The sequence below is a fragment of the Streptomyces sp. NPDC107550 genome (assembly GCF_055639095.1).
Genome location: NZ_JBVKBC010000003.1, coordinates 277,570 through 290,522, shown reverse-complemented (window position 1 = coordinate 290,522; position 12,953 = coordinate 277,570). Strand labels below are relative to the sequence as shown.

The following is a 12,953-nucleotide window of genomic DNA, read 5'->3' as shown; positions in this document are numbered from 1 at the left end:
CCTGACTCCTACCTCGGTCCGAGTCGGCTCCCGGCCGCTGGGTACCCTGCAACCCATGCGTGCACTTCTCGTGGTCAATCCGGCGGCAACCACCACCAGCGAGCGCACGCGTGATGTCCTCATCCACGCGCTGGCGAGCGAGATGAAGCTGGAGGCCGTCACCACCGAGTACCGGGGCCACGCCCGTGACCTGGGGCGGCAGGCCGCTGAGAGCGAGGACATCGAGCTGGTCGTCGCCCTGGGCGGCGACGGCACGGTCAACGAGGTGGTGAACGGGCTGCTGCACGGCGGTCCCGACCTGGACCGGCTGCCGGGCCTCGCGGTCGTCCCCGGCGGCTCCACGAACGTCTTCGCGCGCGCTCTCGGCCTGCCGAACGAGCCCGTGGAGGCCACCGGCCAGCTCCTGGACGCCCTGCGCGAGGGCCGGGAGCGCACGGTGGGCCTGGGGCTCGCCGCGGGCACTCCGGGCACGGAGGACGAGGCGGTGCCCTCGCGGTGGTTCACGTTCAGCGCGGGGCTCGGGTTCGACGCCGGCGTGGTGGGTCGTGTGGAGCAGCAGCGGGAACGCGGCAAGCGTTCGACCCACGCCCTGTACGTGCGACAAGTAGTGCGTCAGTTCCTCGGTGAGCAGGACCGCCGGCACGGCACCATCACGCTCGAACAGCCGGGCGAGGACCCGGTCACGGATCTCGTGGTCTCCATAGTGAGCAACACCTCTCCGTGGACGTTCCTGGGCAACCGTCCGCTGTATCCCTCGCCGCTCGCGTCCTTCGACACCGGCCTTGACGTGCTCGGATTGAAGAAGCTGTCGACCTCGGCGGTGACCCGCTACGGCACCCAACTACTCATGTCGACGCCCGACCGCGGACCCCGTGGCAAGAACGCGGTCACGCTCCATGACCTGACCGACTTCACCTTGCATTCGAAGGTGCCCCTGCCCCTCCAGATGGACGGTGACCACCTGGGGCTGCGAACGAGCGTGACGTTCACAGGCGTACGCCGTGCACTGCGTGTGATTGTGTGAGTGGAAGGGCCCTTAGTCCTTTATCTCGAACGTTTGGGCTGGCATCCACCCCATGGAAGTACGGCTGTGACCTAGCCGACACCGAGGATTCCAAAAAAACTTTCCTGAAGGGGTTGTATCCGCCGCCGAGGTTTGCGAATCTCTACATGGCGCTCGGGACGGCCCGCAACATCGGCCCCCACAGAGAGCCCGAATCCCCTCCTCAAAGCAACGGACAGCCGTCGCACACGTGACGTCCGGCCCTTCACTTGTTGAGGGATTCGTGAAAGCGTTCACATTCACAAGCAACTTGCACGTAATACCAAGGAGAGGTAGCAGCCATGGACTGGCGTCACAACGCCGTTTGCCGCGAGGAAGACCCCGAGCTCTTCTTCCCCATCGGCAACACCGGTCCTGCGCTGCTGCAGATCGAGGAAGCCAAGGCCGTCTGCCGCCGCTGCCCCGTCATGGAGCAGTGCCTGCAGTGGGCGCTCGAGTCCGGCCAGGACTCCGGCGTCTGGGGTGGCCTCAGCGAGGACGAGCGCCGCGCGATGAAGCGCCGTGCCGCTCGCAACCGGGCCCGTCAGGCCTCCGCCTGATCCCCCACCCCCTACGAGCCTGAGCCCGGCGGCGCGTACAGCGAGTACGCATCTCCCGCCCCCGAGCCGCAGCGCGCAGTACCCCCGATGCTCCCCCAGGCTCAGCCCGGGACATGACCCGAGCAACGCGAGCAGTGAGCCCCGGAACCGTTTCACGGTCCGGGGCTCACTGCTGTGCGCGTACGGCAATGCCCGTATCTCGTCGTATGCCGCATTAAGTCGCACGTCTGCGCGCGAGAATGCACGTCTGCGCGTGTGAAGAAAGCGTGCAGCTTAATGCGGCTACTTCTGCGAGTTCACCGGAATGTCGAGCAGGACCTTTGTGCCGCGTTCGGGTGCGGGCACCATGTCGAAGGATCCGCCCAACTCGCCTTCCACCAGAGTTCGTACGATCTGGAGTCCGAGATTGCCGGCGCGCTTGGGATCGAAACCCTCGGGCAGACCGACGCCGTCGTCCTGAACAGTGATCAGCAGACGGGCGTCCTTGGTGGTGCCGCCGCGCACGGCCCCGACTTCCACCAAGCCGGTGTCGCCCTGCCGGAAACCGTGCTCCAGGGCGTTCTGCAGGATCTCGGTGAGAACCATCGACAAGGGCGTGGCGACCTCGGCGTCGAGGATGCCGAAGCGGCCGGTGCGCCGGCCGGTGACCTGGCCCGGGGAGATCTCCGCGACCATGGCGAGCACTCGGTCGGCGATCTCGTCGAACTCCACGCGCTCATCGAGGTTCTGGGACAGCGTCTCGTGCACGATGGCGATCGAGCCGACGCGCCGGACCGCTTCCTCCAGGGCCTCACGTCCCCGCTCCGACCCGATACGCCGGGCCTGGAGCCGCAGCAGCGCGGCGACGGTCTGGAGGTTGTTCTTCACCCGGTGGTGGATCTCCCGGATGGTGGCGTCCTTGGTGATCAACTCCCGCTCGCGCCGCCGCAGTTCGGTGACGTCGCGCAACAGTACGAGGGAGCCGATGCGGGTGCCCTTGGGCTTGAGGGGGATGGCCCTGACCTGGATCGATCCCTCCTCGCCCTCGATCTCGAACTCGCGCGGCGCCCATCCGCTGGCGAGCTTGGCGAGCGCCTCGTCCACCGGGCCCCTGGAGGGGGCGAGTTCGGCGGTGGTGCGGCCGAGGTGGTGGCCGACGAGGTCGGCGGAGAAGCCCAACCGGTGGTAGGCGGACAGGGCGTTGGGCGAGGCGTACTGGACGACGCCGTCCGCGTCGAGGCGGATCAGGCCGTCGCCCACGCGCGGGGAGGCGTCCATGTCGACCTGCTGCCCGGGGTACGGGAAGGTGCCCGCGGCGATCATCTGCGCCAGGTCGGACGCGGACTGGAGGTAGGTCAGCTCCAGGCGCGAGGGGGTGCGCACGGTGAGCAGGTTGGTGTTGCGCGCGATCACACCGAGGACGCGGCCCTCGCGGCGGACGGGGATGGACTCGACGCGCACCGGCACCTCCTCGCGCCACTCAGGGTCGCCCTCGCGCACGATGCGGCCCTCGTCGAGGGCGACGTCGAGCATGGGTCGCCGGCCGCGCGGCACGAGATGGCCGACCATGTCGTCCTGGTAGGAGGTGGGGCCGGTGTTCGGCCGCATCTGCGCCACGGAGACATACCGCGTGCCGTCACGGGTGGGCACCCACAGCACGAGGTCGGCGAAGGAGAGGTCGGAGAGCAACTGCCACTCCGAGACCAGCAGGTGAAGCCACTCGAGGTCGGTGTCGCCGAGGGCCGTGTGCTGGCGTACGAGATCGTTCATGGAGGGCACGAGCCGAGGGTACCCGGCGGCTCGGAGGGCCCTGAACCGTCCGGCGGCGGCCCACGCGCGCGGGGCCGGAAAGACCGACGGGCCGCGGCGCCGGGGGCGGGACCCTCAACCCGATCCCTGGCACCGCAGCCCTTCAGGTGCACCGACTGCCAGGTGTGCGGTTCCCGGCTGTCGATCGAGGAGCGACGCAGTCAGGGCAGAGAGCGCCGATTCCTCTGTCCGTCCTCCTGTGCGGGGAGGGCGGAGGCTTCTTCACGCATTGTGGACTAGACCATTCTCCGATGTCCATGCGTCGACACAGGATTGTTGTCGTCTCTTTCTCCGACGAACACCCCGCACGCACACTCCCCCGGCGGCTGTCCACCCGCAACGGCTTCAACCTATGTCATGCCTCACGGCCGGCGGACCCTCCAGGTTCAGGAAATCTTGTCCCGGCCCCCGCTTCCGGGAAATCTCCTCGAACGGAGGGGGTCCGGCCGGGGCGTGTACGGGGGTCGGGCGCACGGAGCCCCGGGCTGCCAGGGGACTTCAGCCGGCGGTCGCCGGCTGCGGCCAGGCCGTCATGGCGAGCGCGGCGACGGCCTCCAGGTCGGCCCGGCTCGCCCCGTCGCGGGACTGCTGGGACATGCCCTGGAAGACGGCCCCGACGAAGCGGGCGAGCGCGGCGGTGTCGGTACGGGGAGGCAGCTCGCCGGCGTCGACTCCCTGGCGCAGCCGGTCCTCGATGGCGGCGAGGCTCGCCCCGCGCTGGTCGCGCAGGGCCTGCTCGACCTCGGGGGTGGCGCAGTTGGTGGCGGCGTGGATCACGAGGCAGCCGTGCGGATGGCCGGGCGCGGTGAACTCGTCGGCGGCCTCGCGCAGCATCCGCTCGATGGCGCCCCGGGCGGTGGGCTCCTCGGTGAGGGCGCGGGCGGGGCCGGCGCCGTGGGTAGTGCCGTAGACCCGCACGACCTCCTCGAACAGAGTGCGCTTGTCGCCGAAGGCGGCGTACAGGCTCGGGGCGCCGATGCCCATCTCGCGGGTGAGGTCGGAGACGGAGGTCGCTTCGTAGCCGTTCTCCCAGAAGGCGCGCATGGCCTTCTCCAGGGCGGTCTCCCGGTCGAAGGAGCGGGGCCGTCCGCGCTGCTTGGTCGCCATGGGGTGAATTCTATAGCGTGCACTAGAAAACTGACCCGGGGGTGCGCTACGGTCATTTCCATAACGACCGATACAGATTCGGGGAGGAGTCGTCATGGGCGCACTCACGGGCAGGACGGCGCTGGTCACGGGCGCGAGTCGGGGCATCGGACGCGGGATCGCGCTGCGGCTGGCGCGGGACGGGGCGCGGGTCGCGGTGCACTACGGGAGCAACGAGGAGGCGGCGAAGGAGACGGTCGCGGCGATCGAGGAGGCGGGCGGGGCGGCGTTCGCGCTCGGGGCGGAGCTGGGGGCACCGCAGGCGGCCCGGGAGCTGTGGGAGCGGTTCGACGAGCACGCGGAGGGGGTGGACATCCTGGTGAACAACGCGGGGATCGGGACGTCGAGCCCCTTCGAGGAGATCGAGGAGCCGGAGTTCGACCGCCTCTTCGCGGTGAACGCGCGAGCACCCCTCTTTCTCGTCCAGCACGCACTCCCCCGGCTGCGGGACGGGGGCCGGGTCATCAACATCTCCTCGGGCGCCGCCCGCACGGCCCTCCTCCCGGACCTCATGCCGTACGCGATGACGAAGGGGGCGCTGGACGTCCTGACGCGTTACCTGGCGAAGGTGCTGGGCCCGCGCGGGATCACGGCGAACACGGTGGCGCCGGGCATCGTCGACACCGATGTGAACGCGGAGTGGCTGCGGGCGAGCGACGAGGCCCGCGCGCAGGCGGCGGCACTCTCGGTGTTCGGCGAGGTGGGGACGCCGGCGGAGATAGCGGACGTGGTGGCGTTCCTGGCCTCGCCGGACGGGCGCTGGGTCACGGGCCAGTGGGTGGACGCGACAGGGGGTTCGCTCCTGAACTGACTGAACCGACTGAACTGACTGAACCGAAGGGCGGCGCTCCAGTACAGGGAGGAGCGAGGACGCTCCAGTACAGGGAGAGGGGAGGACGCTCCGGCGCCGAGAGCACCGCGGCCGGCGTCGGCCACGACTGGGCGAGGGCACGGCGGGACTGGGGGTGCCGGGACTGGGGGCTGGGACCGGGGGTGCCGGAGCCGGGGGCGTCGAGACCGGGGACACCGGGATCGGGGGCGCCGGATCGGGGCGCCGAGGCCGGCCTCGGTCACCCCCTGCGGGCGGCTCGACATGCCGAGGGGGCGGGAAGCGTCGAGCATGGGCACAGGAGGGCGTGCGCGGGGCCTGACCGGCAGGGGCCACCTCTGCTAGATTGGTCTATACCACACGTCCTTCCAGTCCCCCTCTGACCAGAACGGCAGGCCCAGCGTGGAAGTTGTGATCGTTCCGGACGCCAAGGCAGGTGGCGAGCTGATCGCCGAGGCCATGGCCCAGTTGCTGCGGCGCAAGCCCGACGCGCTGCTCGGTGTGGCCACCGGCTCGACCCCGCTGCCCATCTACGAGGCGCTGACCGCCAAGGTGCGCGCGGGTGAGGTCGACGCCTCCCGGGCCCGTATCGCCCAGCTCGACGAGTACGTGGGGCTGCCCGCCGGGCACCCCGAGTCCTACCGGGCGACGGTGCTGCGCGAGGTCGTGGAGCCGCTCGGGCTGAGCGAGGCGTCGTTCATGGGCCCGGACGGCAGCGCGGACGACGTCCAGGCGGCCTGCGAGGCGTACGACAAGGCGCTGGTCGAGGCCGGCGGGGTCGACCTCCAGTTGCTCGGCATCGGCACCGACGGGCACATCGGGTTCAACGAGCCGTGCTCCTCGCTGGCCTCGCGGACCCGGATCAAGACGCTGACCGAGCAGACGATCCAGGACAACGCGCGGTTCTTCGACGGGGACCTGAGCCAGGTTCCGCGGCATGTCATCACCCAGGGCATCGGCACGATCCTGGAGGCGCGGCACCTGGTGCTGCTCGCCACGGGTGAGGGCAAGGCGGACGCCGTGGCGGCGACGGTCGAGGGGCCGGTGGCGTCCGTCGTGCCGGCGTCGGCATTGCAGATGCACCCGCACGCGACGGTCGTCGTGGACGAGGCCGCGGCCTCCAAGCTGAAGCTGGCGCACTACTTCCGGCACACCTACGTCAACAAGCCGGAGTGGCAGGGGCTGTAAGCGGCCCGCTCCGCTCCGCATGATGGTGCCGGCCACCCCCGCCCGGGGTGCCCGGCACCGCGCCGTTCCGGCAGACGCCTGGCCCTTACTGGCGCCTGCCCCCGACACCCTGCGCATCGGACACCCTGCACAACGGGCAAGGGCGGCGCGCGAACGCACCGCCCCTCCCCAGCGTCCCTTGGCCACCGGCGCTACCCGCACTACCGGCGCCACCTGCCCTACCGGCGCCCCCGCGCCCCGGCGCTACCGGCGCCCCGGCCCTACCGGCGCCCCCCGCGCCCCGGCGCTACCGGTGCCACCGGCGCTACTCCCGCCCGTCGCCCCCGACGTCCCCGCGGCCCCCCGGCAAGGGCCCCGCCACGACTTCTGCCGCTGCCTGGCCGCAGACTCTGGCTGCTCCGTGGGTGGCGATGTGGAGGGCGCCTCGGGGGGCGGCCGTGGGGACGCCCATCTCGACGACAACGGTGTCGGGGCGCGCCGCGAGGATCGTGTCGAGCGCGGCCCGCATCCACGGGTGCCGGTGTTCGTCGCGGACGACGGCGACGACGCGGCGGCCGTCTGCGGCGGCGAGGGCGGCGGCGCCCGCGTCCTCGCCCCGGTAGGAGCCGGACGTGGTGCCGGGCAGGAGCCGCTGGAGTTCGGCGGCGACGCCCCAGGGGGTCTCGTCGCCGACGGCGATGTTGGCGCCGGGGGCGAAGGACGCGACGTGGACCGGGCCGGTGATCGCGCCCCCGGCCGAAGCCGTGTCGGTGCCGGTGTCGGTGCCGGTGTCGGCGGCGCGGGTCACCGTGAGGGCGCGGCGGGCCGCGACCAGGCCGATGTCGCTGAGCGGGGCGGTGCTCGCGGCGGCCCCCGGGGCCTCGGCGGGGCGCGCGAGGGCGGTCCAGCGGGCGAGGGCGCGGACGCGTTCGGCGGCGTCGGCGAGGCGTTCCTCGGGCAGTTCGCCGGAGCGGACGGCGTCGACGAGGGCGTCGCGCAGCCGCGTGACGGTGTCCTCGTCGCACAGTCCGCCGCCCACGCAGATGGCGTCGGCGCCGGCGGCGATGGCGAGCACGCTGCCGCGTTCGATGCCGTAGGTGGCGGCGATGGCCTGCATCTCGATGCCGTCGGTGACGATGAGGCCGTCGTAGCCCATCTCCTCGCGGAGCAGCCCCGTGAGGATGCGGCGGGAGAGGGTCGCGGGCCGCTCCGGGTCGAGGGCCGGGACGAGGATGTGGGCGCTCATGACGGCGCGGCTGCCGGCGGCGATGGCCGCGCGGAAGGGCGCGAGGTCGCGGGCGTGCAGGACGTCGAGGCCGACGTCGATGCGGGGCATGTCGTGGTGCGAGTCGACGCCCGTGTCGCCGTGCCCGGGGAAGTGCTTGGTGCAGGCGGCGACCCCGGCGGCCTGCATGCCCTCGACGTAGGCGGCGGTGTGCCGGGCGACGAGGCCGGTGTCGGCGCCGAAGGAGCGGACACCGATGACGGGGTTGTCGGGGTTGGCGTTGACGTCGGCGGACGGCGCCCAGTTGAGGTTGACGCCGCAGGCGGCGAGCCGGCGGCCGAGTTCGTGGGCGACGCCGCGCGTCAGGTCCACGTCGTCGACGGCGCCGAGGGCGTGATTGCCGGGGAACGAGGAGCCCGTACGGACTTCGAGGCGGGTGACGTCGCCGGACTCCTCGTCGATGGCGACCAGGACGTCGTCGCGTTCGGCCTTCAACTGGGAGGTCAGGGCGGCGACCTGGTCCGGGGTGGCGATGTTGCGCCCGAACAGGCCGACGGAGGCGAGCCCTTCACCGAGGCTGCGCAGCACCCAGTCGGGCGCGGTCGTGCCGGTGAAGCCGGGCTGGAGGACCGCGAGGGCGTCGCGGGTCAGTGTGTCGGTGCCGCGTGCGATGGTCGTCATCGGGTGGCGTTATCCCTTCACGGCGCCGGCGGTCAGGCCGCTGACGGCCCTGCGCTGGAGGAAGACGAAGAGGATCAGGATCGGGACGGCGAAGAGCGAGGACGCCGCCATCGTCGCACCCCAGTCGTCGCCGAAGGCGGTACGGAACTGGGAGATCCACAGCGGGAGCGTCTGCGACTCGACGCTCTTGTTGAGGATGAGGACGAGGGGGAACTCGTTCCAGGCGGTGATGAAGCCGAACAGCGAGGTGGCCATGAGGCCGGGCGCCAGCAGCGGGAAGATCACCTTGACGAACGCCTGCGGGCGCGTGCAGCCGTCGACCATCGCGGACTCCTCCAGCTCCTTGGGCACGGCGGCGACGTAGCCGCGCAGCGTCAGGATCGTGAAGGGCAGCACCATCATCATGTAGAAGACGGTGAGCGGGACGAGGCTGTCGAGCATGTCGTTGTCGCGGACCAGCATGTAGATCGCGATGACCATGACCTCCCAGGGGGCCATCTGCGCGATCATGAACACGATGATGAAGCCGCGCCGCCCCTTGAACCGCATGCGGGCGAGGGCGAAGGACGCGACCAGCGCGATGGCCAGGGAGAGCACGACCGACAGGACGGTGACGGTGAGCGAGTTGCGCACCAGCGTCCAGAAGTGGTCGGCGTGGACGGCCTTGTCGAAGTGCTGGAGGGTGACGTTCGTCGGGATCCAGACGGGGCTGTCCGTGACGATGTCGTTGGTCGGCTTGAACGCCGTGGCGAACATCCAGTAGACGGGGAACGCGAAGACGACGAAGAGGGCGACGGCGGTCGCGTTGGGCCAGAAACGGCCGAAGAGTGAGCGCTTCACAGCTCGTCCTCCTCTTGCTTGAGCACCAGGCGCAGGTAGTACGAGGTCAGCGCGAGCAGCACCAGGATGGTCAGGAACGAGATGGCGGAGCCCATGCCGAAGTGCTGGTTGCCGACGCCCTCGACGAAGGCGTAGATCGGCAGGGTCTCGGTGAGCCGGTCCGGGCCGCCCTCGTTCATGGCGAAGATCTGCGGGAACGCCTTGAAGACCCAGATCACTTCGAGGAAGGTCGTGGCCAGCAGGAACGGCTTGAGGAAGGGCAGCGTGACGGAGGTGAAGGACTTCCACACGCCGGCGCCGTCGAGGGACGCGGCCTCGTACAGCTCCTTGGGGATGGTGGTCGTGGCGGCGTAGAGGTTGATCGCCACGAAGGGGATGGACTGCCACACGATGAGCAGGGTGACCACGGAGAAGGTGGACATCTGCGTGCCGAGCCAGTTGTGGTCGGCCATGGAGTGCCAGCCGAGCGAGTCGAGCACGGCGTTGATGACGCCGAAGCGCTGGGCGAACAGCCACTGGAAGACGGTGGTCGCCGCGAGCACGGGCATGGCCCAGGCGAGGACCAGGCCGAACATGAGCAGGAGCCGCATGCGGGTGCCGAGCCGGGCGATGAGCAGCCCGACGAGGGTGCCGATCACCATGATCAGGACGACGTTGACGGCAGTGAACAGGACCGTCCGCTCGACGACCTTCCAGAAGTCCGAACTGGTGAGGACTTCCTTGTAGTTGTCGAAGTCGTTCCACTCGGTGAGGTGGAGGATGAGCTGGCGCGGGTTGAGGTTCTGGAACGACAGCATGCCGTTCTTGACCAGGGGCCAGCCCAGCAGGACGAGCGTGGCCACCAGCGCCGGCAGCAGCAGGAGGTAGGGGGCGTACGCGCCGGCCCGGCGGCCGGGCGTCTTGCCGCCCGTGTCACGCGGGGGCGGTGCCTCGGTCTTGCGGACACCGGTCGCCCCGGCCGTGTCCGTGCCTTCGGTCTGCACTGACATGACTCGCCATCTCTTCCGTGGCCGTACGGTCGAACACGCCTGTGCCGGGGGGCGGCCAGGGCCTGTCCCGTGGGATCAGGACCCGGCGGCCGCCCCCCGGCGCGCGAAGGTCAGTTCTTCTGCGCGAGGCGCTTGTTGATCTCGCCCTCGACGGCCTTGGCGGCCTCGGCGGGCGACTTACCGTTGAGCACGGAGGTCATGTAGTTCTTGATCGGGTTCGGGGTGTTCTCCACCGCGGCCCACTCGGGGATGAGCGGGGTGGTGCCACCGAACTCGGCGGCCGGGGCGGCGGCCTCGGCGACGACGTTGCCCTTGAGGTTGGACTCCAGGGACTTCTTGTTCGGGATGACGCCGTTCTCCTTGGCGAGGGCACCCTCGAACTTGTCGCCCAGGGCCAGCTTCAGGAACTCCTTGGCCAGCTCCTGCTTCTTGCTGCCCGCGGCGACCGCGAAGTTCGAGCCGCCGAGGAAGACGCCCTCGGGCTTGTCGGCGGTCTCACCGGGGATGGTGAAGTAGCCGATGTTCTTCTCGATCTTCTTGTTGGCGGCGATGGCCGTGCCGGCCTCCCAGCCCATGCCGATGAAGGCGCCGGTCTTGCCCTTGGCGAAGACCTCGGCCTGCTGCGGGGTGGCCTCGTCCTTGTCCTTGGGGGCCTTGGAGTAGGAGGCGTACTTCTTGTAGATCTCCATGGCCTTGCCCACCTTGGGGTCGGCGAGGTTGGAGACGTACTTGTCGCCTTCCTTCTTGACGAGGTCGGCGCCCTGGCCGATGGTCAGGCCGTCGAAGAAGTACCAGTTCTGGCCGGGCATGTAGAGCGGCTCGGCGTCCGTCTTCTTGCCGATGGTCTCCAGGTCCTTGAAGAACTCGTCCCGGGTCTTCGGGGTGTCCTTGATGCCGGCGTCGGCCCAGACCTTCTTGTTGTAGATGACGACGCGGTTGGCGAAGTACCACGGCGCGGCGTACTGCTTGCCCTCGTAGACGGAGGACTTGGAGACGGAGTCGGTCCACTCGGAGCCGATCTCCTTCTTGAGGTCGCTCAGGTCGGCGAGGCCGCCGGTGGCCGCGTAGGCGGGCGTCTGGGTGTTGCCGACCTCGATGACGTCCGGCGGGGTGGACTCGGAGAGCGCCGTGGTGATCTTCTGCTGGATGCCGTCCCACTTCTGGGTCTCGAACTTCAACTTGGCGCCGGTCTTCTTCTCGAAGGCAGCCTGCAGATCCTTGGTCCACTTGGGCGGCGTGGAGCCGTCCATCGCCCAGACGGTCAGCGTCTGGCCCTTGAAGCTCTCCGGGCCCGCCTTCTTGTCGCTGGACTTGTCGTCGCCGCCGCCACACGCCGCGATCGAGACCAACATGCCCGCGACGCCGATGGCCGCAATGAGCTTGCGCTTCATGTCACCCTCCTCAGGGATGCCTGCAACCCCCCACCCACAGCGATGACATACGGCGAGCACGCGAAGGCGTACGCGGATACGGCTGATGGGACTGGGATCTGGTCTCTAATGGTGTAGACCAGTACCGGGAGCTTGGCCCAGACCAATAGGGCTGTCAAGGGTGGCCGAGAAAGGACTGTGCGTCCGTTATCGGAACGACACCGACCGGCTTCGCCCGAGGGGACCCAGGGGGGACACAGGGGGCCACAGAGGCGGAGGCCGGCCCGGGGAACCGCTCCCATCGGGCGGCGGCGTGGACTAGACCAGGCGGTCACCGGGCGGTATAAGGAGGGATCACGGAGCGTGCGAGGACTCCCCCGCCGCGCGCCGTGCCACGATGTGAGCCGTGGCCGATGGGGTACGTCGGTCGCATCGGCACCGGAGCCGGGAAGGCGGAGCATGAGCACCGACGTCAGCAGTGCGGAGAACGAGAGCGGGGCGCCCGTCCGTACCGCACGCGTGCCCAAGTACTACCGCCTGAAGAAGCACCTGCTCGACATGACGGAGACGCTGCCCCCGGGCACCCCGGTCCCGCCCGAGCGCACGCTCGCCGCCGAGTTCGACACCTCCCGCACCACGGTCCGCCAGGCCCTCCAGGAGCTGGTCGTCGAGGGCCGGCTCGAACGCATCCAGGGCAAGGGCACCTTCGTCGCCAAGCCCAAGGTCTCCCAGGCGCTCCAACTCACCTCCTACACCGAGGACATGCGCGCCCAGGGCCTTGAGCCCACCTCGCAGCTCCTCGACATCGGGTACGTCACCGCCGACGACACCCTCGCGGGCCTCCTCGACATCACGACCGGCGGGCGCGTCCTGCGCATCGAGCGGCTGCGCCTGGCGAGCGGCGAGCCCATGGCCATCGAGACCACGCATCTGTCGGCCAAGCGCTTCCCCGCGCTGCGCCGCAGCCTCGTCAAGTACACATCCCTCTACACCGCGCTCGCCGAGGTCTACGACGTCCGTCTCGCCGAGGCCGAGGAGACCATCGAGACCTCGCTCGCCACCCCGCGCGAGGCCGGGCTGCTCGGTACGGACGTGGGGCTGCCGATGCTGATGCTCTCCCGGCACTCCATCGACGGCTCGGGCAAGCCCGTGGAGTGGGTGCGCTCGGTCTACCGGGGCGACCGCTACAAGTTCGTCGCGCGCCTCAAGCGCCCCATCGACTGACAACTGCCCCGCCCGCCGGGCCGGTTCGTCCCGGTCCGGCCCCGACTCGCCTTTCCGGCACGTCCGTTATGCGGACAGGGGTTCCATGAGGC

11 protein-coding genes are annotated in these 12,953 nt (G+C 70.0%); 5 read left to right on the top strand and 6 right to left on the bottom strand.

What is annotated here, in order from left to right; translation table 11 throughout:
- Positions 1 to 55: 55 nt before the first annotated feature.
- Both ACZ7LY_RS06370 and ACZ7LY_RS06365 read left to right on the top strand, forming a co-directional pair.
- Positions 56 to 1,024 carry a diacylglycerol/lipid kinase family protein gene (locus tag ACZ7LY_RS06370; RefSeq protein WP_471623365.1) on the top strand — a complete coding sequence of 323 codons (969 nt, stop codon included), beginning with the start codon at positions 56 to 58 and terminating at the stop codon, positions 1,022 to 1,024.
- A 320-nt stretch (positions 1,025 to 1,344) separates the two neighbouring features.
- Positions 1,345 to 1,602, top strand: a complete 258-nt coding sequence (locus ACZ7LY_RS06365) for a WhiB family transcriptional regulator (protein ID WP_016639615.1) — start codon at positions 1,345 to 1,347, stop codon at positions 1,600 to 1,602.
- Between the two features lie 282 nt (positions 1,603 to 1,884).
- Here ACZ7LY_RS06365 and ACZ7LY_RS06360 read toward each other — a convergent pair whose 3' ends face one another.
- Both ACZ7LY_RS06360 and ACZ7LY_RS06355 read right to left on the bottom strand, forming a co-directional pair.
- A complete protein-coding gene (locus ACZ7LY_RS06360) occupies positions 1,885 to 3,351 on the bottom strand; it encodes a histidine kinase N-terminal domain-containing protein (RefSeq protein ID WP_471623506.1) in 1,467 nt (488 codons plus the stop codon).
- 537 nt (positions 3,352 to 3,888) lie between these two features.
- On the bottom strand, positions 3,889 to 4,497 hold the full coding sequence (locus tag ACZ7LY_RS06355; RefSeq protein WP_471623364.1) for a TetR/AcrR family transcriptional regulator: 609 nt from the start codon (positions 4,495 to 4,497) through the stop codon (positions 3,889 to 3,891).
- A gap of 94 nt (positions 4,498 to 4,591) precedes the next feature.
- Between ACZ7LY_RS06355 and ACZ7LY_RS06350 the strand changes: the two genes are divergently transcribed.
- Both ACZ7LY_RS06350 and nagB read left to right on the top strand, forming a co-directional pair.
- The gene (locus ACZ7LY_RS06350; protein WP_471623363.1) at positions 4,592 to 5,347 is read left to right on the top strand and encodes an SDR family oxidoreductase; all 756 of its coding nucleotides are present in this window, start codon (positions 4,592 to 4,594) and stop codon (positions 5,345 to 5,347) included.
- Positions 5,348 to 5,767: 420 nt separating this feature from the next.
- The gene (nagB, locus tag ACZ7LY_RS06345) at positions 5,768 to 6,553 is read left to right on the top strand and encodes a glucosamine-6-phosphate deaminase (protein ID WP_471623362.1); all 786 of its coding nucleotides are present in this window, start codon (positions 5,768 to 5,770) and stop codon (positions 6,551 to 6,553) included.
- 304 nt (positions 6,554 to 6,857) lie between these two features.
- Here nagB and ACZ7LY_RS06340 read toward each other — a convergent pair whose 3' ends face one another.
- The 4 genes from ACZ7LY_RS06340 to ACZ7LY_RS06325 all read right to left on the bottom strand — a co-directional run bounded on the left by ACZ7LY_RS06340 (position 6,858) and on the right by ACZ7LY_RS06325 (position 11,658).
- On the bottom strand, positions 6,858 to 8,438 hold the full coding sequence (locus ACZ7LY_RS06340) for a glycoside hydrolase family 3 protein (protein WP_471623361.1): 1,581 nt from the start codon (positions 8,436 to 8,438) through the stop codon (positions 6,858 to 6,860).
- A 9-nt stretch (positions 8,439 to 8,447) separates the two neighbouring features.
- Positions 8,448 to 9,278 carry a carbohydrate ABC transporter permease gene (locus ACZ7LY_RS06335; protein WP_471623360.1) on the bottom strand — a complete coding sequence of 277 codons (831 nt, stop codon included), beginning with the start codon at positions 9,276 to 9,278 and terminating at the stop codon, positions 8,448 to 8,450.
- Positions 9,275 to 10,267, bottom strand: a complete 993-nt coding sequence (locus ACZ7LY_RS06330; protein WP_471623359.1) for a carbohydrate ABC transporter permease — start codon at positions 10,265 to 10,267, stop codon at positions 9,275 to 9,277. The genes ACZ7LY_RS06335 and ACZ7LY_RS06330 overlap by 4 nt, the downstream gene beginning before the upstream one ends.
- Before the next feature lie 110 nt (positions 10,268 to 10,377).
- Complete coding sequence (locus tag ACZ7LY_RS06325; RefSeq protein ID WP_471623358.1) at positions 10,378 to 11,658, bottom strand: extracellular solute-binding protein; 1,281 nt, start codon at positions 11,656 to 11,658, stop codon at positions 10,378 to 10,380.
- A gap of 438 nt (positions 11,659 to 12,096) precedes the next feature.
- Here ACZ7LY_RS06325 and ACZ7LY_RS06320 point away from each other — a divergent pair, with 438 nt between their 5' ends.
- Positions 12,097 to 12,861, top strand: a complete 765-nt coding sequence (locus ACZ7LY_RS06320) for a GntR family transcriptional regulator (RefSeq protein ID WP_471623357.1) — start codon at positions 12,097 to 12,099, stop codon at positions 12,859 to 12,861.
- Positions 12,862 to 12,953: the final 92 nt, after the last annotated feature.